A 22,546-nucleotide genomic window follows, 5' to 3' on the forward strand; every position below is an offset into this window, starting at 1 on the left:
GACCCTTACCGTTAGTAGTCACTACCCCCAACGAAGCGGGAGAGGTCCTTTGCTTAGCTCAGGATGACAAGCGGCGTGGCTCCTACCCTACCCTACCCTACCCTACCCTACTGGCCAGCAAAAAGCCCCGGCAGATTTTCTGCCGGGGCTTTTTAAGTTACTCGTCGCCGAAGGGGTCGTTGGCGTCTTTCTTCTTTTTCTTTTTCGACTCCTTCTTCGGGTCTTCAGCGGGAGGCGTGTCGGTAGGCGGGGTAGCCTCTATTGCCTCTTTCTTCTTTTTCTTGCCAGTGTCCTCGGCGGGAGCGGCCGTAGGAGCGGCCTCTACGGGCTCGTCTTTTTTCTTCTTTTTCTTGGAAGTAGGCTCTTCCTCAGCCGGGGGGGTAGCGTTGGGGTCGGCCTGCAGGGCCTCCTCTACCGGATCTTTCTTCTTCTTTTTCTTTTTAGAGTCAGCCTCCATGAAGTCGAAGTTGCCGGTGCTCTGGGGCTGGGTGGTGTTTACTTTCCGCTTGCCGGTTTCCTTGAGGTAGTCTTTGCGGAAGTGGTTGAGGAAGGTTTGCACCTCTTGGTCGTCGCCGAGGTAGAAGCCGTATTCCGTGGCCGTGTTGTAGTCGCCTTTGGCTTTCAGGCCGATGATTTCGTCGAAGGAGCCGTGCTGAGCTTTCGCCAGAACCACGTTGTTGGAGTACTTGATGTAGTACCAGGTCTGGGGCTCGGCTTCCAGGTACAGCTCCACGGCGTCGCCGGTGCTTTCCTTCTTGATTTCGATGTAGCCGTCAATCAGGGCGTTGATGTCCTTCTTGCCCACGCTCACCAGGCCTATTTTGCCGACTGAGTACCAGGCCTTGAACTTCTCATTCCAGCGCAGATTCACCTGGCTCAGGACCACCGTGTGCAGGAACTTAGCCGATACCTTCTGGAGCGGCACGTAGCCTCCCTTGCGGGTGCTGTAGTCCTGTACCACCTTGCTGCCTACAAACTCGCCCATCTTGTAGAGCTGAGCCGCCGAGCCATCGAGGGCCTCGGGGGCGCCTTTGGCGTTGGTGGCCAGGTCAGCGGCCATGGCCTCCACTGCCTTCTCCGGCAGGTTAATGTCGAAGGTCAGGAAGGAGTTCAGGTCGTAGATGGCGCTGTCGGGCTTGGCGTAGCCCAGACCGGCGGCCGTGAGGGTGTAATCTTTGTTGGAGTTGATGAGGTTGAACTTGCCCCGGAAGTCGAGGGCGCCCGTCGAGTCGGTGAGGGTCAGCACGGAGCCCTCGTACACGTCGGGGTTAGCGGGGTCGTGGCGGCTGATGGTGTACTGCCCGCGCTTTTGGTTGAAGCGCAGGTCACCGTCCACCTCAAACAGGTTCATATCCGTTACGCCGGGCTTGGTAGCCACGAACAGCGGGTACACCTTGCCGGTACCTTCCGAGAGGAACAGGCCCGACAGCATCGGCGTCCCATCCTGCGACTTGGGCTCATTCAGTTTGATGCGGATGCCTTTGGGGTCAATAGTATCCTGCACAGCAAACCAGTCAGAAGCCGCCGTCGATTTCACGAAGTTCAGCTTGGCTTGCCCATCGAAGGTAAAGCCCTTCTTCTGGGAGTTCATAGTTACGCCGCCCCGGTAGGCAATGCGCGGAGCCAGGTGAAACTTGTCGGTGGCCTGCAGGGTAGCTACGGCAATAGTGGGCGGCGAAGCCGGCTGGTCCTCGTCGGACGGGCCCCGCTTGAGCAGGCCTTTCACGCCGCCTTTGCTGCCGTTCTTGCCCAGTGAGGCTGTCATGGTCGCCATCGAATCGACGTGGAAGTTGGCGAACTTAATGGCGAACGAGTCGGCGGAGGCGTTTTTGTAGTTGTACAGGGCGTTGCCCGAGAAGGCCAGGCGCGAAAGCACCCGGATTTCGCCCTTGTACAGCTGGTGGTAGCGGTGCAGCGTATCCATCACCACGCCGGCATTCTGGAAGGCGCGCATCTCGGCGTTGGGCAGGATGTACACCTTGCTGGAGTCGGGCGTAACCCAGGCATCGGCCGTGGAAATGCGGGGCACGCCGCCGGCCACCAGCCGGTAGCGGCTCAGGTCGTACTGGCCGGTAGCGGCCTGGAACTTGAGGCCCTTCTGCTCGGGCTTGGTGCTGTAGAAGAAAGAGCGCGAAGAGTCGGCGCCGGGTGCCACGCGCAGCTGCACCAGCTTCTTCTTGAAGTCCCACTTACCACCCGAAAGCGTAGTGCGGTACTGCGAATACGGCAGCTCGATGCTCGATTTGTTGTCGCCTTCTTCACGGGCAAACTCGGTGTTGCCGGCTTTCAGGTCGTAGGTGAAGTTTACGTTGTTGGCCGTCAGGGCCGGCTTGTTCACCTCCGCCGACTTAATGTTCAGGGTAGCCTTTTTGCCGGTATAGCGGGTAGGCTTGAAGGCAAACTGCGTAGAGCGGATAAATGACTGGGGGCCATCCATGCGGCCGTCGCCGTAGAGGCCGCCGGGCGTGTAGGTGAGCGTGCCCTTGAAGCCGTTGAGGTTGTCGTAGAGCTTGAAGGACTCGCCCTGCTGCTGGGAGGTCAGGTACATCGAGTCCTGCTTCACGGCCCATTTCATCTGGTAGCCGGGCAGCAGGGTTACTTTGGCAAACTCCGTCCCGTTGAGGGGCCCCGGCAGAATAGTACCGGTTTTGCCCACCGTCACCACCGAGTCGCGGTAGAACACGAACTGCTCGCTGTTAAAGTCGCCGGTCAGGTACTTGATGTTGCCTACCCCCTGCAGGCCCTGGTTGTTCATGCGCACCTTGTTATAGAGGCGGCCCTTACCCCCATAAAGCGGGAAACCGTCTTTGGGCAGGTTGTACACAAAGCCCAGAGAACCGTCTTCCTGCATGCTGAGCTTGGTCTGGAAGTCGGGCATGATGCCGCCCGACACGAACGTGCCCTTGAAGCCCACGGCAACCCGGTTTTTGTTATTGAGCGAATCCAGCTTAAAGGGCGGAATGTCAAAGTACATGGTGGTATCGTAGGCCCCGCCCAGCACTTCGGGCTTATCGAAGTACACGTAGGCCCCGGTACTGGCATCAAAGGTGGGGTAGGCACCCAGCTTCTTGCGGCCCGATTTGTTGTTGGGCGCATTGATGTAGAGGCGGCCGGCCGAGGTTTTCTTTTTATTGGTCAGGGTCCAGTCCACGTCCTTGCGGGCCTTCATCACCGAGCCCTTCGAGCCCTTGCCCTTCACGATGATGGAGTCAATCTTCACCAGATCGATATAGAACCCGTCGTAGTCGAACTTAAACTCCTTGCCCTTAAACACGAAGGCCGAGGCCACCACGGTACCGTTGAACTGCACGCCCCGGTTTTTCTGGATGCGAATCACGCTGGAGTCGGGCTTCACGAACACCGTCACGGAGTCATCGGAGAAGTTGAAGCGGTCCACGCCCCGCACAATCAGGTCGTTGGAGTTCAGGTCGAGGGTAGCGTTTTTGCCCGAGGGCGAGAGGCTCTTAATGGCAATGTGGTCGTAGTCCTTTTTGCCCCGCGAGGAATTTACGTAGTGCATGGCTTTGGGCAGCAGCACTATCTGGTCGGTTTGGGGGTACCAGGCCACGTAGCCGTCACGCGCCAGGCCGGCCACCGCCGTGCGCACGTTGTCGGGCTTCAGCTGGCGGAAGGTGGCGATATCCTGCACCGTAAACACCTTTTTGTTGCCGTTTTCCAGGCTGTAGCCCACCACCATCTGCAGGGGGTGGAGCTTATTGATGGCCTTGATCTGCTGGTAGCGGGTGTTGGTATAGAATTCCTTGGACTCGAAGTTGGCCGTTACCTGGTTCTTGGCCGTCAGAATGGAAAAGTCGATGTAGGGCGTGCGCACGGGCCAAGTCAGCAGCTCGGCCGTCACTTCCATCTGGTGGTAAGAGTCGTAGAAGGGCGTGGTTTTGTAGAGGCCACTTTCGCGGGCCAGCTGCAGCACCTGGTTGTTTTTGCTGTACTTAAGCTTTACGCCGGGGTGAGTCAGCGAGTCCTGCTTGTCTTGGTAAATGGTTACGGAAGCGTGGGCAGCCGTAATTACGGAGTCGCCCAGCTCATACACCCGCGAGGCAGCCCGGAACTTGGGCTTACCGTCCACATCCACGATAATGCGCGACAAGGCCCCGTCCAGCGACGAGGACAACGCCCGGTTACCCGAAAGCGAAAAGCCCCCGAAGTAGCGGATGTTCTCCCCGATGTTTTTCACCTGGGCATCGTTGGTGTTGGAGATAAAGCGGGGGTAGCCCGTATCAGTAGTGGGCGTTTTGCGCTTGAGGCTGCGGTAGGCCAGCCAGCCCTGTACGGGTTGGGCCAGCACGGCAGGGTAGGTAAGCGTAACGGGCTGGGCCGTAAACTCGGGCCGGCTGATGTCGAAGTCGTAGGTGGTCAGGTCGGCCGTAACGGGGCTGGTGTTTACCTGCCAGCCAAACTGCCCCCCGTAGCCCACAAAGCGGCTGCGCGTAGCCACTACCGCCCCGCTGGTTTTGCGGATATACACCGAGTCGCCGGAGGAGGTCAGAAACAGGTCCGCGTCCTTCAGCAGCAGCACCGGGCCGCGGGTAGAAGGTGCCATGTAAGTGTTATAGCTAGGCGCCTGATCGGCCCAGCCATTGTCGGCGGCCGGCTTGGCCGCCGTGCCGCTGCCCTTCTTGGGCGTATCCCAGCCATTGTCGGAGCCCCAGGGGTCTTCGTCGCCCCAGCCGTTGTTTTTCTTGGCGGCTTTGGTGTCAAGCTTCTTGGTAGAAACCGTGGCGGGGGCCGGCGTTACCGGGGCCGCCGGAGCGGGCGGCGCCATGGAGGGCATGTCGGTTTCGTTGTAGGCGAAGCTGAACGTGCCGCCTACCACCCGCAGGGTGCTATAACGCGAGCGGTAGAGAAACTTGCCGTCGAGGAACTGGGCGGCACTGGCCAGAAACTTCTCGGCGTCGGTAGGCTGCTCCTTTTCCAAGGTTTTGCCGGCCACGCTCAGAAACTCGGTCATCTGCTGATCCGAGAAATTCTGCACCAGGTTACCGGCCGCAATAGCCGTAAAAAAATGCTCGAAGTGCGGTTTGGGCCGGAACTTACGGGCCAGCATGTACTGGCTCAGGGACACGATGTAGCGTTGCTGGGTGGCGGTAAGGCGGTTGCTGGCCCAGACCTGCAACAGCCGGTTGCCGGTGGCCCGGGCCGTACCGCTGTTGGTGCTGGCCATCATGGCCTGCACATCCAGCATAAACTGCTGGGGGTCTGAGCTGAGTTTACCCGACCATTTCAGGGGGGTAGCGGGCCCCGCCGTACCAGCGGGCTGCTTGGCTGGCTCTGGCTTTTGCTGGGCCCAGGCCGGAGCGCTCAATCCCAACAGCAGCGTGCAAACCAACCCAAAAAGAGTACGCTTCATATCAAATTCGTCAAAGCCTGGTTAATCGCCTACAATTTCAGCAAAACCCGGCACTTTTCGCGCCCAATTGGCGCGTCCCTCGTCACAATCATAAGGCACCCTTTTTTTGTACCATTCTGAGGCTCAGCCTGGTTCCTTATTGGGTTGACCGGGTTGAACCGCCCATTGGGAAAGCTCCCAAAACGACGCCGCCCAAGCAAAATTGTTGCTCGGGCGGCGGGACCAAGTGGGCGCGGCGGCTGCTTAGGCTGGCTGCCGGAACACAGCCGATACCCAGTGGTTTTGGGTGCGGTGGCCTTCGTACTGGAAACCGGCTTTCTCAGCGGCCTCCCGAATCAGGGGCAGGTCATCTTCATAAAAGCCCGAAAACAGGATAGGGCCGCTGGGCTTGAGGTAGCGGGCGTAGGCGTCCATATCTTCCAGCAGCACGTTGCGGTTGATGTTGGCCAGAATAATATCGAAAGGCTCCTCTCCTTCCAGAGCAGTTACGTCGCCGAGGCGGGCTTCTACTTTGTCCTGCACGTTGTTCTCGGCGGCGTTATCGGCTGCGTTTTCCGCGGTCCAGGGTTCCACGTCCACGGCCAGCACGTAGCTGGCGCCCAAGTGCACGGCCATTACGGCCAGAATACCAGTGCCGCAGCCCATATCCAGCACGCGCTTGCCCTGGTGGTCGATGCCGAGCTGGTTGGTAATCATGAGGGCGGTAGTATCGTGGTGGCCGGTGCCGAAGGACATGCGCGGCATAATCACGATTTCGTACTGCAGGTCGGGGCGCGCCTCGTGGAAAGGAGCCCGCACCGACACTTTATCGGCAATAACCAGGGGCTGGAAGTTCTTTTCCCACTCGGCATTCCAGTTTTGGCGGGTAATTACGCGGTGCGAAAATTCCAGCTCACCCAGGGCCTCGTAGCGGCTCATTACCTCGGCTACGGCATCGGGGTTGAACTGGTCTTCGTCGATGTAAGCACAGAAGCCTTCTTCATTGTCCTCGAAGGTATTATAGCCTACCTCGGCTAGTTCGGCCACTAAAATATCCGCCAACTCGCGGGGCGCTTGCACGCGCAGTTCAACGTAATCCATCTGGAGAGTTCGGTAAGAAAACGAATTAGACAACCGGCCAGGCCGGGCCTGCAAAGGTCGGCCAAAAAACCGGCTTGCTCCTAGTTGGCATATGCTGGTGCGTGTAGCCGTAGAATATATTACTATAAATACGTTTTTCTTTGACCATCCAAGTTCACTCCTCTCTTATCCTATGAAAAGGACACTTCGCTCCCTCACGCTTGCTCTTGTTGTTGCTACCACGTTTTCTGCCTGCGGCAGCAAAGACACAGCGGCCGAAACCACCACTGAGACTCCATCAGTAGCCACCACAACAACGGAGCCAGCCACCACAACGCCAACCGCAGAGGAAACACCTACTGCTTCGGCCGCAAGTTTTGATATCAATACTGTCCCGGTTTCCAGCGCCAACCTGGGCCAGTTCCCGTACCTGAGCGCCTTGAAAGGCTACGAAGAAAACACCAGCAACAGCGAGGACTACGACTTCGAGCGGGCCTACGTGTTCGATGGCAAAAGCCTGATACCAGTAGAGGGCAAAGTGTCGCAGCGGCTGTTCGACGAGCAGAATGGCGAGAAAAAAGCCTCTGAGCTGATGATTCAGCGGAACTATGAAACTTTACTTAAGGAGCTGGGCGCTGTAAAAGTGTTTTCCGGTGAGATTCCTCAGGAAGCCATTGATAAGGTTGGATCGGGAGAAGTGTATAAGCACAACAAGTGGAGCCTGAGCCCTGACCACGAAACATCTATCTATGTTATCCGCCAGAAGGACAAAGAAGTGTGGGCGCTGGTAACTGCGCTGGGCGGCGACGGTAACTACAACATCACCATGATTGAGCGCGCCGCTATGCCCCAGCAGGCCACCATCATCAAAGCCGACGAGTTAAAAAAAAACTAGATACGGATGGGCGCGTGGCCCTCTACGTGAACTTCGACACCGACAAGGCCACCATCCGGCCTGAGTCGGAGCCGACGGTGGCCGAGGTACTCACGCTGCTGCAGCAGAACCCGAAGCTGCGCCTGGCCGTGCAGGGTCACACCGATAACGCCGGTACCAGCCAGCACAACCAGCAGCTTTCCGAAGCGCGGGCAGCGGCCGTGGTGGCCTCCCTCAGCCAAGCCGGTATTGCCGCTGCTCGTCTGCAAGCCGCCGGATTCGGCCAAACCAAACCGCTGGCCGATAACTCTACTGAAGAAGGCAAAGCCAAAAACCGCCGCGTGGAGCTCGTGAAGCTATAAGCCTCCTACCCATCCAATAACAAAAAGCCCTTCTGCTTCATAGCAGAAGGGCTTTTTTGTGCTATAATCGTTCACACTACTGTTTCCGACAGCCGGCAAAGGAGCGCACCTTGGTGTAGTGAAAGGAGAAGTCGGCCAGGTTGCGGTTGTCCGTCACTAATAGCACGTAATCGGCAAAGTCGCGGGAGTCGGTCAGGTACCACAGGCCAGCCTTATCGGCGAAGAGCTTGTTGGTTTCCCGATATACCAGCACATCGGCAAAGGCTTCGTCAGGCTCCTGATACACTACCCCGAATGCCTGGCTGCGGCGCCGCGGGTCGGTTTCCAGATACACCGAGCCGTAGAGGCGGCACGGGTCCACGGAGCCGAGGGGGGTAGGCGCGGCCAGCGGAACAGCCGGCGCAGACCGAAACGGGTTCAGAGCTAGCAGTCCGGAAAGAAGCAGGGTAGTGAGCATGGCAGGCGTAATGCAGACAGATCAGAAAACGCATGTCATCCTGAGTTCTGGCGAAGGACCTCTCCCGCTTCGCTGTAACACTACTTGGCTACTAACGGGAGAGGCCCTTCGCCAAACGCTCAGGATGACAAGAGCAAACTTGCTGCCGGATACTTAGAACGACTTAATAATCTCGGTGAAGTCGCGCGACTTGAGAGAGGCACCACCGATGAGGCCGCCATCTACGTCGGGCTGGCTGAACAGCTCGCGGGCGTTCTGAGCATTGGCCGAGCCGCCGTACAGGATAGTCGTATTCTCAGCGGCTTCGGCGTCGTAGGCGCGGGCAATCTGTTCCCGGATGAAGGCGTGTACTTCCTGAGCCTGGGCACTGGTGGCCGTTTTGCCGGTCCCGATGGCCCAAATGGGCTCATAGGCTATTACTACCTGGTCGAACCCCTCATTGGAGAGGTGGAACAAGCCGTCTTTCAGCTGCTTGCTGATGAAGTTGAAAGTCTCGTCGGCTTCGCGGGTTTCCAGGCTTTCACCTACACAAAAAATGGGCTTTAGGCCGGCAGCCAGGGCAGCTTTCAGCTTCTGGCTCAGCAGCTCATCGTCCTCCCGGAAATACTGGCGGCGCTCCGAGTGGCCCAGAATCACGTACTCAGCGCCTACTGACCGTAGCATCTGCGCCGATACTTCGCCCGTGAAAGCGCCGGTTTCCTTCTGGTGGCAGTTTTGGGCGCCGAGGTGGAAACGGCCGCCTTCGGGCAGCTGCTTGCCAATGGCCGACAAGAACGGGAAGGGCGGGCACACGACTACCTCTACCTGGGAGCCGGTTACTTCGTCCTGCACCATGTTCACAATTTCGGAAATCAGCGCCTGGCCATCTTGGAGGGTGGTGTTCATCTTCCAGTTACCGGCCACAATATTCTTACGCATAGCGGAAAGGATTGAGGTTGGGAGTTGGGCCGCAAGTTAGGGAAGAAGTAATGGGGTGAGGAGGTGAGGAGGTGACAGGTAGTAGGTAACAAACGGAATGACGTTCTTTTACCCTTTACCTCATTACCCACTTACCTCATCACTTCCTTACCCCTACCCCACCACGCCAGCCCAAGCCCGGCCACTGCTACCAGCCCGGCGGCGGCCAGAGCCATCCAGGCCAGCACCTCGGTATCCGTCTCAAATCGGCGGGCGGCCCAGATGCCGGCCAGGCCCCAGGCCACGGCAGCAGGGTAGGCCAGCTCCCGGAACCGACGGGTCACATTCAGGGCCAGGCCGGCGATGATGCCCACCAGCACAATGGCTATTTCGATGCTTTCCTCGGGGCCGGGTTGCCATTGGGTACCCAAGGTAAGCGTGGTGTTGACCACCGTCGCCACCGAAATCCAGCCCAGATACAAGCCAAAGGGTACGCTGCTGTACCAGGGTGCCTCCTGGCGCCGCACGAAGTGGCGGGCCCGGCCGTACACTACCGCCAGGCTGGCCAGTATCAACAGCATGACTACCGCACTCGGCACCAGCAGCTCGTAAGCAAACACCACCAGCCACAAGCCGGTCAGTAAGTTAGTGAACACCAAGGGGCGCGCCACCGCGTCGGGCAGAGGGTTGCGGCGCTGGGCCGGTAGCAGCTGCCACACGGCATAGAACAACAGACTCAGGAAAATCAGCCCCCAGATGCTGAAGGCATAGCCCGCCGGCGTCAGTATCGTTGGGTATTTATAAGATACCTGAGCGTTGGTCTGCCCATTGAAGGGGTAGCGCTGCGACACATAGTTTAGGGCAATGTTGCCGACGATAGCCGCCGAAGCAGCCCAGCGCCACGCGCGGCTCTCGGTGGGAGCCGTCAGGGCGTTGAAGGTTTCTTGAGTGGTAGCAGAGTTCATAGAGCGAATAACTGGGAAATACTCGATTCTTCTCTTTACGAACCTGCAACAGTTCTGAAGGTTGAGCTTATCCCTCTTCCCTACCCCCTTTCACAACGCAAAGCCCGATTACGCTTCCCAGCATAATCGGGCTTTATAAGTGGTTAGGCCGCGCTTACAGCTTTTCGGCCAGGAAGCGGGCGGTGTGGTTGCTGTCCTTGAGCTTCACCATTTCTTCGGGGGTTCCCTCGAACAGCAGGTGGCCGCCGTTGATGCCGCCCTCGGGGCCAAGGTCGATAATCCAGTCAGCGCACTTGATGATGTCCATGTTGTGCTCGATGATGAGCACTGAGTTGCCTTGTTCCACCAGCGCATTCAGGGCCGTCATCAGCTTATTGATGTCGTGGAAGTGCAGGCCGGTGCTGGGCTCATCGAAAATGAACAGGATTTTATCGTTCTGCAGGGTGTTGCCCTTGGTCAGGAAGGAGGCCAGCTTCACGCGCTGGGCCTCGCCGCCCGACAGCGTGTTGGCCGACTGCCCCAGACGGATATAACCCAGCCCTACGTCGTCGAGAGGCTTCAACCGTTCCACTATTTTGGGCTGATCCTTGAAGAACTCGATACTGTCCTCGATGGTCATTTCCAGCACCTCGTTGATGCTTTTCTCCTTGTAGAGCACGTCCAAGATATCCTGCTTGAACTTGCGGCCTTCACAGGCTTCGCAGGTCAGGTAGATATCGGCCATGAACTGCATTTCAATCTTTACCTGGCCTTCGCCCTGGCACACCTCGCAGCGGCCCCCATCAATATTGAAGGAGAAATGCGAGGGTTTGAAGCCACGGGCCTTAGCCAGCTGCTGATCGGCAAACAGGCTTCGGATGGCATCGTAGGCCTTCACGTAGGTCACTGGGTTCGAGCGGCTGCTCTTGCCGATAGGGTTCTGATCCACGAACTCAACGTGGGTTACCTGCCCGTTCACGCCCATGAGGCGGTCAAACTTGCCGGTAGCTTCGCCGGCGCCACCGCCAAGCTGCTTGAGCAGGGCTGGCGCCAGAATCCGCCGAATCAGGGTGGACTTGCCCGAGCCCGAAACGCCCGTTACCACCGTCATCACGTTCAGCGGAAACTTGACGCTCACGTTTTTGAGGTTGTTCTCGCGGGCGCCGGTTAGCTCCAGGGCATTGCGCCAGGGGCGGCGCGTTTTGGGCACTTCTACCGCCATGCGGCCGCTCAGGTACTGGCCGGTGTAGGTGTCGGAAGCCAGGACCTCGGCATAAGTGCCCTGAAACTGCAGGGTACCGCCGCCGCTGCCAGCCTCGGGCCCGATGTCGATGATCTGGTCGGCCTGCTCCATCATTTTGTCCTCGTGCTCTACCACAATTACGGTGTTGCCGAGCTGCTGCAAGGAGCGTAGCACGCCAATGAGCTGCTCGGCATCCTTGGGGTGCAGGCCAATGCTGGGCTCATCGAGAATATACATGGAGCCCACCAGGGCCGAACCCAGGGAGGTAGCCAACGAAATCCGCTGGCTTTCCCCGCCCGAGAGCGTGCTGCTCAGGCGGTTCAGGGTGAGGTAGCCCAGCCCTACCCGGTTCAGGTACTCCAAACGGTTAGTTACTTCCGTCACAAGGCGCTCGGCTACTTTAGCTTCGTGCTCGGGCAAATCAAGGTTCTGGAAAAACTCCAGAGCCCGGCTCACGGGCAGCAGCACCAGGTCAGTGATGCTTTGGCCCTGAATCTTGACGTACTGGGCGTCTTTGCGCAGGCGCGTGCCGCGGCAATCGGGGCAGGTGGTGCGACCCCGGTAGCGGCTCTGCAACACTCGATACTGAATCTTGTGCGTCTGCGTCGATACCCAGTTGAAGTAGGCATCGAGGCCCTGGAAATACTTATTGCCTTTCCAAAGCAACGTCCGCTCAGCTTCGCTGAGCTCGTTGTAGGGCCGGTGAATGGGGAAATCGAAGCGGATGCCATTCTTAAGCAGGGGCTTCAGCCACTCGCTCTGTTTGTCGGTGCGCCAGGGAGCAATAGCGCCCTCATACACCGTCAGACTCTTATCCGGAATAACCAGATCCTCGTCGATGCCCAGCACCGAGCCGAACCCTTCGCAGGTCTGGCAGGCGCCGTAGGGATTATTAAAGGAGAAAAAGTTGACGCTGGGCTCCTCAAACACCATATCGTCCAGCTCAAACCGGTCGGAGAAGGTGCGGGTTTCCTCGTCCAGCTTCACCAGGCAGGTGCCATGGCCCTCGAAAAAGGACGTTTGCACCGAGTCGGAGAGGCGGAACACCAGGTCTTCGTCGCCGGGCTGAATCACGGCGCGGTCAATCATGATGTACACGTCGCCCTGCACTTCGGGCTGGCCTTCGGCAATCAGCTCTTCAATAAAAGCCGTTTCGCCGTTTACTACCACCCGGCTGTAGCCTTTCTGTAGCAATAGATCCAGCTCCTTGCTCATGGGCCGGCCATCTTCGGCAGGCAGCAGCGGCGAGAGCAGCATCACGCGGGTGCCTTCGGGCAGCTTCATGAGGTAGTCCACCACATCGGCCACGTTGTCCTTGCGCACCTGCTCCCCACTCACGGGCGAGTACGTGCGACCTACCCGCGCGAAGAGCAGCTTGAGGTAGTCGTAAATCTCGGTGCTGGTGCCAACGGTGGAGCGGTTGTTCTTGATGCTGACCTTTTGCTCAATGGCAATGGCCGGCGAAATGCCCCGGATGTAGTCCACATCGGGCTTGTCCATACGGCCCAGGAACTGGCGGGCGTAGGAGCTCAGGCTCTCCACGTACATGCGCTGCCCCTCAGCGTACAGCGTGTCAAACGCCAACGACGACTTGCCCGAGCCCGAAAGGCCCGTGACAACGATAAACTTATTGCGCGGCAGCGCCACGCTCAGGTTCTTGAGGTTATGAACCCGGGCGTTTTTTATCAGGATAAACTCGCGCGGGTCGAGCTGGTCAATGGGGTCGGCCGCGGGGGCGGCTACTTGCAAAGCGGAGTTATCGGCCATAGGTCGGGTAACAACTGCGGCCGGGGGTTTGGTTTCCGGCAGCTGCGGTTTGAATTAGCGAAGGTAAGGTGGGAGCAGTTGGGTTGCCTTATGCGCAACAGCCAAGCATACTGACTGCAGTATGTATATAACTATTAAAATATTTTACTTTATTATAGTAGGTTATAGAGACAAGCCGCCGTACGGAGCCCGACATAGCTCTGGGGGGCGCCGGCAACCTTAAGCAGCGGACAAGTGGCATGAAAACGACGAACCAACACTGGCTAAAGCAGCTACAGGCCTTTTTCGTTGCTCTTAGCATGCTGTGCGCAGTAAGCGTGCACGCCCAACTTCCGCCCGCAAACAAATACAACACGTCGTCTTATCCGGAAGACCGGAAAGCAATAGAGCTACTCAGCCGGAAAAACGACAGCACCCGCTTCCATAACGACGACTACATTGCAGTGGGGCCGGAAGGCAGAATATCGTATGGGTTTGCGGAATGGGAAAAGGGTTTCAAGGAAGCCGGAGCAACTTTCAAATCAGCTAGGCCGGTGCCGGGCAGCACAGTTCTGCGCATTTACAACGGAGACGCAGCTGTGAAAACCTTTATGCTGGATGTGGTATTCGCGACTACCAAAGGAGATTTTCCCTTAAGAGTAGTCCGGACGGAAACCTACATCAAGCAAAACGGCAAATGGTATTTCGTGGCCGGGCAAGGCACCAGAGTCCTATCAAAAGAGGAGTACGACGAGCACATGAAGCCCTAGGGACGGTGCAGCAACCTCACACCGCTAAACTCCAAAGCTGAACACTGTCTCTTCGCTTGATGCCTTATGAAAGCCCTACCTCCCGGCGTACTGCTGTTTCTGGCCACTGGTGTTGCATTTGGACAGCAGGGTCCTGCTAATGCTGCTCTACAGGAACAAATCAGGAAGCTGGACATGGCGCACGCCCGGGCCATATTCAGGAGTGATGCCGCCGCTCTGGACAGCCTGATGGATGACGACGTAACAGTTAATCATCCTACCAACCGCATAGTAAAGGAGAAAAAAGAGCTGCTGCAGCTTATGAAACAGGGTGTGATTCGCTACACCTCGTTTGAGCGCAGCCCCGAAACATTCCTGTTTTTCAAGGATATGGTAGTAGTGATGGGTAGCGAAGTGGTGGTACCGGCCGCAGGCGCTCCTAACGCCGGTAAAAAGCTACAGCGCCGATACGCTAACGTGTGGATGCTGCAGGGAAGTAAATGGCGCCTTACAGTTCGCCACGCCAATAACATCTGTGCTGGTATTTAGGCACCCGAACCGCGCAACAAGATTGATGGCCCCTACCCCCTCCCGTACCGGCTAATCTGGGGGTGTCATGTGCTGGATGTCGGGCACGCCTCTCTGTGGGTGAGGCTTGCTATTTGGACTAAGCATAAAGGGGTAGCATCGTCCCCACATAACGCAGGCATCTAGGAAGCTGCAGTTTAGATAAGGACGAATAGGCGGGGGAGAGAACAGCATCCTCCAGTGCTACTGGTTGCTGCCTACAAATTCATAACATTGTATTGCCGCCTATTCATTAGCTCAATGTCTTTTTCAAGTCCACTAGCTTCGCTCTATACAACTCTGCAATCCGTTCGTTTGAGTGCGGAAAACAACGCAACCTTGCTTCGCAAAAACGAAGCTGCTACCCGCGCTGCCCTCATTGACCCTATCCTACGAGCCTTGGGCTGGGATACTGCCAATGTGCAGATGGTGGAGCCGGAAAGAACTATAGGCGGCGAACTGCGAGTAGATTACCTGCTACATAATGCCGCTGGCAAGCCTCAGGTGGTCGTAGAAGCCAAATGCCTGGGGGCTAGTCTTGACAAGCACGGCTACGTGAGCAAGGTGCTGGGCTATGCGCTCGGATTCAAAGTGCAAACCGTTTTCATTACTGATGGCATGCAGTGGCATTGCTACTCCAACCTTCATAAAGGCAACACCGAGGCAACTATATTTTCTTTGGCTGAAGATGATCTGCTCACGGCTGCGCTGCAACTGATTCAGTGGCTGGATGCCGCCCAGAGCGGACATGGAATTGTAGAAGCTCCTACCCCTGATCTGGCGGCAAACCCAGTAGCGACGGAGCCTGCCAAGGCCCCAAAAAAAGCTATTGCTAAGACCTCAAAGTCTGTCACGGCTTCCGCGGACAGTTTCGTAGAGTTAAACCATATCAACACGCTACAGCTGGAGCCGAATCAGAAGCCGAAGCGGCTGCGGCTGCCAGACGGCTCCATGAGAGATATAAAATCCTGGAAGGATATTCTATTGGAGGCATGTGAACTGCTCCTTCAGAAAAATACGACCCTCTCGTTTCCTTTCCCTGATAAGTCAGGAAAGAAAACTGCTTTATTTTCTCGTCAGAAACCACTCAAAGGCAGCAGTTACGCTACTGTGTACCAGGGGCAGCCTCTTTACGTTTACACCAACTACAGCGCGCCATCTTGTCTGGCCAATGCGCTGTATGTATTTGGTAAGTTGTCAGACCAAGATAAGCAACAAGCCGCGGCAGTAGCTTTTTAGTTACTTCTTCAACGCCTTTTCCACTACCCCCTTCCACACAGCATACCCTGCCGGAGTCATGTGCAGGCTATCCGAAACGTAGAATTGTGGCTGCGGCTTACCGTTTGGCCCTAGCAGAGGGGTAGCCGTATCCGCGTAGCGCAGGCGTTTGGGGTGCTGCCGAATGTACTCCTGGATCAGGCGGTTGGCTTCCTGCACTTTAGGGTACAGCGCCCAGCGCGACGGACTGGGCTTGATGGCTAAGAACACCACCGGCACCTTGGGCAACTTCTGCTGCATCAGCTTCTCGAAGGCTAGGAACGATTGGAACACTTCCTGGGGGGTAGCACCCGAGCCGATATCATTGTCGCCCTCATAGAGCACCACCTGCCGGGGCTGGTAGGTCACCACCAGCTGGTCGAAGAGGGCAAGGGCATCGGGGAAGCGGGAGCCGCCGAAGCCGCGGTTGAGCACGGCCCGGCCTGGAAAGGCCTGGGGTAGCGCCGGCCACAGGCGCACCGATGAGCTGCCATAAAACAGAATGGGCCGCCGGGGCGGAGGCGTGAGACTATCCTGGCGGGCAAAAGCCCGTAGCTCCGTACCCCACGTTGTTGCCGGAGAAGCCGGCACCGTCTGGGCCAAAGCCGCGCCGGTGAGCAGCCACAGCAGCCCTAACTGTAGTCCGGTGAGAAGATGATGTTTCATCATGGGAGGCAAAAATATGGGCCGCAGCTCCCGGCAAACGGCTGCTCTGCAGTATAGTCATCTTTGAGGAGCCCGCATAAATTATCCAATAAGATCATTCGGCCGGAAGCAGCGACGTGCCTACCGCAGGCCACCGGAATTTGGGTCCAAAGCAATATTTATATAATATAAGCTACTTTATATGTTTGAAAGCTCGACTGTAACGCAGAGCAGCTAAAAAAAATTAGCCCTTTTAGCAGCCTCAACTCCTATTCTACCGTAACGGGCCAAGTACAGGATGGCAGATATGCCACAAGTTTGATATTTTCATTCCAAGTCTGCACCCCAAGCGGTAAAATACCCTTGTTGACTTTCACTTTATGAAGAAAACCCTACCCACGCTTTTTCTTTCCTGGCTGCTTTTTTGCCTTCCTCTACTGGCGCTGGCGGGCATTGAGCAGCCCCCTGCTCTCAACGGCCAGTGGAAGGGTCCGCTCAAGGTGCCGGGCGGTCAGCTCACCCTCATTATTACGCTGGTCCCACTCTCCAACGGCACGTACTACGCGGCCCTGGATGCCCCCCAGCAGCGCATCAACCGCATGCCGGCGGAGGTTACGCTCAAGGGCACCGATATTGTCATCAGCATTGAGCAGGCCGGCAGCAAGTTCGTGGGTAAGGTGAAGGATGCAGGGGCCACGTTCCAAGGAACCTGGACGCAGCCCGGCCTAACGGCTCCTCTCACGCTTACCCGCATGAAAGCTACGCCCCAACCCGTAGCCACCGGCAAGCCCCGCCTCACCCCGCCCTACCGCGAGGAGGAAATCAAGTTTCTGAATACCCAGGCGAACATTGCCTTGGCCGGTACGCTCACCATTCCGGCCGGGCCGGGCCCGTTTCCGGCCGTAGTGCTGCTCTCCGACAACGGCCCCCAGAACCGCGACGTGGAGCAACAGGATTACCGCATGTTCGGGTCGTTGGCCGACCACCTTACGCGCCGGGGCATTGCGGTGCTGCGCTTCGATGACCGGGGCGTGGGTAAGTCGCAGGGCAACAACCTGTCGGCTACCACCGCCGAGCTGGTGGGTGACGCCCAGGCCGCCATGGTATTTCTGCGGGCCAAGCCCCTCATCGACCAGCGCTACATTGGCCTGGTTGGTCACGGCGAAGGCGCCAACGTGGCCCTGCTGGCTGCCGCCGAGCAGCAGCCCGCGACTCCGGCCTTCGTGGTTTCGCTTTCGGGCTACGGCATTCTGGGGCGCGACGTGATTCTGCGCCAGCAGCTGGAAATTATGCGCCTGATCGGCTCTAACCCCGCTCAGGTGAAGGCGGCGCTGGAGCTGCACAAGGAAATGGTGGAAATCATCCGCCAAACCCCCAACGACAACCAGGCCCGCGGCAAGGTGGCCGCTACCCTGCGCTTCAACAACACCGACCTGGACCCCCACATGGCCCGCGCCCGCGCCGTGCAGCTTACTTCGCCCTGGTCGCGCTACTTCCTCGACTTCGATCCAACCCGCACGCTGGCCGCCGTGAAATGCCCAGTGCTGCTGCTGGGCGGCGGCAACGACCTGCAGGTGGACCCGTCCCAGAACATTTCCCCCCTGAAAAAAGCGCTGAAAAGTGCTTCCGTCGAGTCGCAGAAGCTGGCCGGAGTCAACCACTGGTACCAGCCCGAAATGAAGGACTGGCCCCTCGTGAACGGGGAGCAGCAGCCCGTTTTCTCGCCCAAGGCCCTGACCACCATCCGGGAATGGATTTTCGACAACACCGAGCGGCCCCGCCCCCTGCCTGCTTCCGCCACCGATGTGAAGGCTGCGACTTCCTCGGCCAAGGGCCCCCGCAAAGCCCCCAAAACTGCCCAGGCCAGCCGTTAGCCCTTTTGTTTTTACCTGGAAGCGCCGAAGCATAGCTTGGGCGCTTTTTGTTTTTGCCTACCCCGGAACCTCGCCCCAACGTTTAGGTTTGTACCCTATATGCTGGCCCTGCGCACTGATATACACGACATCCTCTCATTTGGTATGCTGAGCCGGCATACCCTCGAGATTCTGCGCCACAAGCATGGGGCCAGTGAGGGCGAGCTGTTTTCGGCTCTCATGCAGGCCCTGCGGGAACAGCGTATGGGTCAGGCCGACAAACCACTAGCGGGACCCCGTTTGGTCTGCGGGCCGGAAGAGCATATCTGTCGGCACTGTGGCGAAATCCTGCGGAAGAAAGATGCCATGAAGCACTTGTGGCAGGCCCACGACCTAGTAGTGCGGCATGCTCCTGAAGCACACTACAGCACCGACGTGCGACTGGCCGCGCTTTACCGGGAGGCCCGGGCCGCCGGAGCCGACCCGCAGGCGCTGGTAGCAGCCTGGGCCGCGGCGGAACAGTTCGGGGAGCAGTTTGCCGGCATCCGGGGGACGGGCGTGCGGCGCTACTTAGGAAGTGTTAACAGTGAATATCTTGCGGTATGGAGCAGATGTTAACCGAGGCACAATGGGCGCGGCTAGCGCCGCTGCTGCCGGGCCGGCCGGGCACGAGCGGGGGGCGAGGGCGCGACAACCGGCAGTTCGTGGAGGCCGTGCTGTGGCTGGCGCGCAACGGGGCCCGGTGGCGGGCGCTGCCGAAAGAGCGCGGCAATTGGCACACGACGTACACGCGCTTCCAGCGCTGGGCCGCCTCGGGCGTGTGGCAACGCGTGTTCGAAGCCGTACAGGACGAGGCCGCCCTGCACACGCTGCTGGTGGACTCGACCACCGTGCGGGCGCACCAGCACGCGAGCGGCGCGCGCAAAAAAACGGGCCGCAAGCCCTCGGCCGTTCGCGCGGCGGGCTGACATGCAAGCTGCACCTGGCCGCCGATGCGCGCGGCCGGCCGCGGCGCTGCCGCCTGACGGCGGGCCACAGCCACGACGCCCCGCAGGCCTTGCCCTTGCTGGAGGGCCTGGCGCCGGCTTATGTGGTGGCCGACCGCGGCTACGACTCGGACCCGCTGGTGGCCGCGCTAGCCGCCCGCGGCACGCAGGCCGTGATTCCGCCCCGGCGAAACCGCCGCCAGCCGCGGGCCTACGACGCGGCCCGCTACGCCCAGCGCCACGCCGTGGAGCGGCTCTTCAGCCGCCTCAAGCAGTTTCGCCGCGTCGCCACGCGCTACGATAAGCTCGATGCCCATTTCTTGGCCTTCATCCATCTCGCGGCAACCGTCGTCTGGTTACGTGATTGTTAACACTTCCTAGTAAAGCGCCGCGGCTACACCATGCTGATAGTAGGCAGTACTTCTCTCAATGGAACCTATCAGCGCCAGGACCTGAACCGCGACAGTCAGCGCAACGGCTTTACCCGGTGCTTGCGAGGTACTTTTCTGGTGGTACCTATGCGCACGTAGCGGGCAGTTTGAAATAAGCAGAAAATGTGTATAAGCTTATGGTTATCCACACACTTATCCACATTCAACAGAATACTCTGGGTTAGGTCCTGTTTTCTGTATCTAATAAGGCAATGGCTGCGTAGGCAATTCACCTCTCATAGCTGCTCCTTATGACTTTTTTTCGCTCATTTCTGTGTGCTGCATCCGGTTTGTATCTGCTGACGGCCTGCCAGGGCCGGGAGCAGGCCTACGGCACCGGCCCCGAAAATCCGGCGGCTGACAAAGATGCCGGGGCGGCCACCCTACCCCTTGCCGGCGTGTACGCCGATACCGTGCCGTGCAACGACTGCCAAGGCATTGCCACCCGCCTGACACTTAAGCCCGACAGCCTTTATGAGCTGCAGGAAACGTACCTGGGGCGCCCCTCACCCACCAACTACCGGCGAGGCCCATGGCGGGTACGGGGGCAGGTAGTAACCCTGGAGCCTAGCGGCAACGACCCCGTGCGCCGCTACCGTGTGGAGGCCGGACAAGCGCTGCTTTTGCTGGATGCCACCGGCAAGCCTATGCAGGATGACGGCCAAGACTACACGCTTAACCGTACCTCCGACGGCAACCTGAGTGAGGCCGGCGTCCGGCGCGAGTTTACCGGCAAATACATCTTTCAGCCCAACGCGGCCACCTTTGTGGAGTGTGGTACCGACAAGCGCTACCAGCTGGCTGCCTCCGGCGCTAATACGGAGCTGGAGCGCCGCTACGCTACCACCCGCAAAGACGCCGGCCAGCCGGTATTCGTGCGGGTGCAGGCCACCCTACAGGGCGGAAGCGGCGCGGAAGCGCTGGCAGTGGAGAAAATTCTGGAAATGAAGCCCGACGCCATTTGCCCGCAGGCCCAGAAGCAGGCCTTCCAGCAGTAGCTCTTCATTACTTCCTATTTTGGCCCCTTACCGGCCCGCGGAACTACCGTTCTGCGGGCCGTTGTCGTTTGCGGGGCCGTGCCGGGTGGATCAGGCCTGCTGCTTTTCCGGGGTCATGTCCAGCTTGCGCAGCTTGTCGGCCAGCACGGCCGTGGCTCCAACCACGCCCAGGGTCATGAAGCCCCCAAATACCACCGAGTTGACCACGCCCAGCAGCCGCGCCGCCACCCCCGACTCAAAGGAGCCGATTTCGTTGGATGACCCGATAAAGATGTTGTTCACGGCAGACACCCGGCCTTTCATGTGCTCCGGCGTAAAGGTGTGCAGCAGCGTAGAGCGCACAATCACCGATACCGAATCGAAGGCCCCCGTCAGGAACAGCAGAAACAACGACAGCTCGTAGCTATCAGACAGGGCAAACAGAATGGTGGCTACCCCAAAGCCAGCTACGGCCCAGAGCAGCTTGCGGCCCGCATGCCGCCGCAGCGGGAAATACGTCAGCAGCGCGGCCATCAGCACCGACCCAATAGCCGGCGCCGACTCCAGGTGGCCCAGCCCCGCGGCACCTACGTGCAGGATGTCCACGGCAAATACGGGTAGCAAGGCCACCGCCCCCCCGAACAGCACCGCAAACAGGTCGAGGGAAAGCGCGGCCAGCACCAGCTGGTTGCCCCAGATAAAGCGCAGCCCGCTCAGAATGCTTTCCTGCAAGCCAGGCTTTTCACCTTCCAGCGCGGGTAGGGGCCGCGAGGCAATAGCGGCAAACTGCACCAGCGCCACCAGCAGCAACACGCCCGCCACCATGTAGGAGTTAGCTACCCCCCAGGTAATGAGGTAGCCGCCAATGGCTGGCCCCAGCACCGCCGCGGCCTGGTAGGTGGTGCTGTTCCAGGTAACGGCATTGGCCAGCCGCTCCCGGTCGGGCAGCAGCTGGGGCATAAAAGAGAACAAGGCGGGCCCCAGGAAACCGCGCGCAATGCCGCTCACGAAAATCACGAGGTAGAGCGGCCATGTGTAGAAGGCCTGGCGGGAAAGCAGGGGTAGGCCGGCGGGCGAGGCCAGCAGCGCCAGCGCCAGGGCGCACAGCCCCAGCACCGCTACCGTAACCACAATAATATTCTTGCGCCGCACCGAGTCGGCAACGTGCCCGGCGTAGAGCGATACGCCAATGCTGGGAATGGCCTCGGCCAGGCCAATCAGCCCCAGGGCCAGCGGGTCGTCCGTGAGGCGGAAAATCTGCCAGCCCACCACCAAGCCCTGTATTCGGGTGGCAATGGTCAGGCAAACGCGGGCCGACACCAGCCGGCGGAAATCAGGAATCCGTAGGGCCGCGTAGGGGTCATGGGAGGAAGTAGAGGAAGCAGACATAGAGGGGAGTGCCTAAAACGCGCGGCCCGGCAAAGGTAGCCGCTACCAGCGGGTTGGGTGGCCCAGCCGCCGTACTTTTGCCGCTATGCCGGGCCCTGCCTACGCAAGCCCTTTTGCCTTCGTTACCGTATGCGGATAAAAGCGGGGCATCCGACCGGCACTTTACGTACCCGCGGCGCGGAGGTAGTTGCCCACACCTGGGCCCCAACGCCTCCGCCGCGGCTTTCAGCGTTTTCCCTACCCCCATGCCAGCTTCCGCTTCTGCCCCCGATTTTGTTGAGTTTCACCGCCGCGACGAGCTGGGGGTACTGGTAGTGCGCTGGACTCAGCCAGTTTCACCTCTGGCCCTGCAGCAGAGCTACACAGCCGCCCTGGCAGCTGCCCGCCCTACTCGTACGCGCTTTTGGCTGGTTGACCTGCGCCACCGTGGCCCGGCCAGCGAAGACGACACGCAGTGGGTGCTGTCGGAGTTTGTACCGCAGGCCTTTAAGCAGCTGAAAGGGCGCGTGTACTGGGCTTTTCTGGTGCCGGCCGCCCAGCTCAGCCCCGAGGAGCAGCAGGCGGGCTCCCCCATGGTTATGCATGATATGGCCCATGTGCGGCTATTCGGAACGGAAGAGGGCGCCCTGCACTGGCTGGCCGGCCGCCAGCACCACGACAGCGCCTGACCCCGCCGGAACCGGAGCGCCGTAGCCACAACAAACACTCATACGTATGTGCCTATACGTTCTGCGTTCTACCC

The 22,546-nt window shown here is 59.1% G+C and carries 17 protein-coding genes and 1 pseudogene; 10 read left to right on the forward strand and 8 right to left on the reverse strand.

The features are described from left to right. Positions 1-157 precede the first annotated feature (157 nt). Positions 158-5,368 (reverse strand): hypothetical protein, encoded by a 5,211-nt coding sequence (locus FGZ14_RS13040; RefSeq protein ID WP_139924677.1) that lies wholly within the window; start codon positions 5,366-5,368, stop codon positions 158-160. Positions 5,369-5,611: 243 nt separating this feature from the next. Continuing rightward, positions 5,612-6,448: a 50S ribosomal protein L11 methyltransferase gene (gene prmA / locus FGZ14_RS13045; protein WP_139924678.1), complete on the reverse strand. Its 837-nt coding sequence runs from the start codon at positions 6,446-6,448 to the stop codon at positions 5,612-5,614. Between the two features lie 172 nt (positions 6,449-6,620). Here prmA and FGZ14_RS13050 point away from each other — a divergent pair, with 172 nt between their 5' ends. Together FGZ14_RS13050 and FGZ14_RS13055 are read left to right on the forward strand one after the other, a co-directional pair. Then, positions 6,621-7,322 (forward strand): hypothetical protein, encoded by a 702-nt coding sequence (locus FGZ14_RS13050; RefSeq protein WP_139924679.1) that lies wholly within the window; start codon positions 6,621-6,623, stop codon positions 7,320-7,322. Positions 7,323-7,336: 14 nt separating this feature from the next. Then, a complete protein-coding gene (locus FGZ14_RS13055; protein WP_139924680.1) occupies positions 7,337-7,663 on the forward strand; it encodes an OmpA family protein in 327 nt (108 codons plus the stop codon). Positions 7,664-7,739: 76 nt separating this feature from the next. Here FGZ14_RS13055 and FGZ14_RS13060 read toward each other — a convergent pair whose 3' ends face one another. The 4 genes from FGZ14_RS13060 to uvrA all read right to left on the reverse strand — a co-directional run bounded on the left by FGZ14_RS13060 (position 7,740) and on the right by uvrA (position 12,971). Continuing rightward, a complete protein-coding gene (locus tag FGZ14_RS13060) occupies positions 7,740-8,120 on the reverse strand; it encodes a DUF6150 family protein (protein ID WP_139924681.1) in 381 nt (126 codons plus the stop codon). A 153-nt stretch (positions 8,121-8,273) separates the two neighbouring features. After that, positions 8,274-9,038 (reverse strand): triose-phosphate isomerase, encoded by a 765-nt coding sequence (gene tpiA / locus FGZ14_RS13065; RefSeq protein WP_139924682.1) that lies wholly within the window; start codon positions 9,036-9,038, stop codon positions 8,274-8,276. 131 nt (positions 9,039-9,169) lie between these two features. Continuing rightward, positions 9,170-9,982 carry a hypothetical protein gene (locus FGZ14_RS13070; protein ID WP_139924683.1) on the reverse strand — a complete coding sequence of 271 codons (813 nt, stop codon included), beginning with the start codon at positions 9,980-9,982 and terminating at the stop codon, positions 9,170-9,172. Positions 9,983-10,136: 154 nt separating this feature from the next. Continuing rightward, a complete protein-coding gene (uvrA, locus tag FGZ14_RS13075; RefSeq protein WP_139924684.1) occupies positions 10,137-12,971 on the reverse strand; it encodes an excinuclease ABC subunit UvrA in 2,835 nt (944 codons plus the stop codon). A 299-nt stretch (positions 12,972-13,270) separates the two neighbouring features. On the opposite strand from uvrA, the gene FGZ14_RS13080 reads away from it, so the two are divergent. From FGZ14_RS13080 to FGZ14_RS13090, 3 genes are all read left to right on the forward strand, one after another. Beyond that, positions 13,271-13,720: a nuclear transport factor 2 family protein gene (locus tag FGZ14_RS13080; RefSeq protein WP_139924685.1), complete on the forward strand. Its 450-nt coding sequence runs from the start codon at positions 13,271-13,273 to the stop codon at positions 13,718-13,720. 66 nt (positions 13,721-13,786) lie between these two features. After that, positions 13,787-14,248 (forward strand): nuclear transport factor 2 family protein, encoded by a 462-nt coding sequence (locus FGZ14_RS13085; protein ID WP_139924686.1) that lies wholly within the window; start codon positions 13,787-13,789, stop codon positions 14,246-14,248. 279 nt (positions 14,249-14,527) lie between these two features. Further along, the gene (locus FGZ14_RS13090; protein ID WP_139924687.1) at positions 14,528-15,505 is read left to right on the forward strand and encodes a hypothetical protein; all 978 of its coding nucleotides are present in this window, start codon (positions 14,528-14,530) and stop codon (positions 15,503-15,505) included. Here the strand turns inward: FGZ14_RS13090 and FGZ14_RS13095 are convergent, their stop codons facing one another. Beyond that, positions 15,506-16,189 carry an SGNH/GDSL hydrolase family protein gene (locus tag FGZ14_RS13095; protein ID WP_180754350.1) on the reverse strand — a complete coding sequence of 228 codons (684 nt, stop codon included), beginning with the start codon at positions 16,187-16,189 and terminating at the stop codon, positions 15,506-15,508. 359 nt (positions 16,190-16,548) lie between these two features. On the opposite strand from FGZ14_RS13095, the gene FGZ14_RS13100 reads away from it, so the two are divergent. The 4 genes and pseudogenes from FGZ14_RS13100 to FGZ14_RS13115 all read left to right on the forward strand — a co-directional run bounded on the left by FGZ14_RS13100 (position 16,549) and on the right by FGZ14_RS13115 (position 20,436). Continuing rightward, the gene (locus tag FGZ14_RS13100; RefSeq protein ID WP_139924689.1) at positions 16,549-18,042 is read left to right on the forward strand and encodes a S9 family peptidase; all 1,494 of its coding nucleotides are present in this window, start codon (positions 16,549-16,551) and stop codon (positions 18,040-18,042) included. A gap of 144 nt (positions 18,043-18,186) precedes the next feature. Then, complete coding sequence (locus FGZ14_RS13105) at positions 18,187-18,639, forward strand: hypothetical protein (protein WP_139924690.1); 453 nt, start codon at positions 18,187-18,189, stop codon at positions 18,637-18,639. Then, positions 18,633-19,378, forward strand: a pseudogene (locus FGZ14_RS13110) (IS5 family transposase). Before FGZ14_RS13105 ends, FGZ14_RS13110 begins: the two are co-directional and overlap by 7 nt. Before the next feature lie 311 nt (positions 19,379-19,689). Next, entirely contained in the window at positions 19,690-20,436 is a 747-nt protein-coding gene (locus FGZ14_RS13115; protein ID WP_139924691.1) for a copper resistance protein NlpE N-terminal domain-containing protein, read from the forward strand. 90 nt (positions 20,437-20,526) lie between these two features. On the opposite strand, the gene FGZ14_RS13120 is transcribed toward FGZ14_RS13115, so the two are convergent. Then, the gene (locus tag FGZ14_RS13120; RefSeq protein WP_139924692.1) at positions 20,527-21,804 is read right to left on the reverse strand and encodes an MFS transporter; all 1,278 of its coding nucleotides are present in this window, start codon (positions 21,802-21,804) and stop codon (positions 20,527-20,529) included. Between the two features lie 245 nt (positions 21,805-22,049). On the opposite strand from FGZ14_RS13120, the gene FGZ14_RS13125 reads away from it, so the two are divergent. Next, positions 22,050-22,472 carry a hypothetical protein gene (locus tag FGZ14_RS13125; protein ID WP_139924693.1) on the forward strand — a complete coding sequence of 141 codons (423 nt, stop codon included), beginning with the start codon at positions 22,050-22,052 and terminating at the stop codon, positions 22,470-22,472. The last annotated feature ends 74 nt before the right edge of the window (positions 22,473-22,546 follow it).

Origin of the sequence: Hymenobacter sp. DG01 (genome assembly GCF_006352025.1) — a bacterium.
Classification (GTDB): Bacteria; Bacteroidota; Bacteroidia; order Cytophagales; family Hymenobacteraceae; genus Hymenobacter.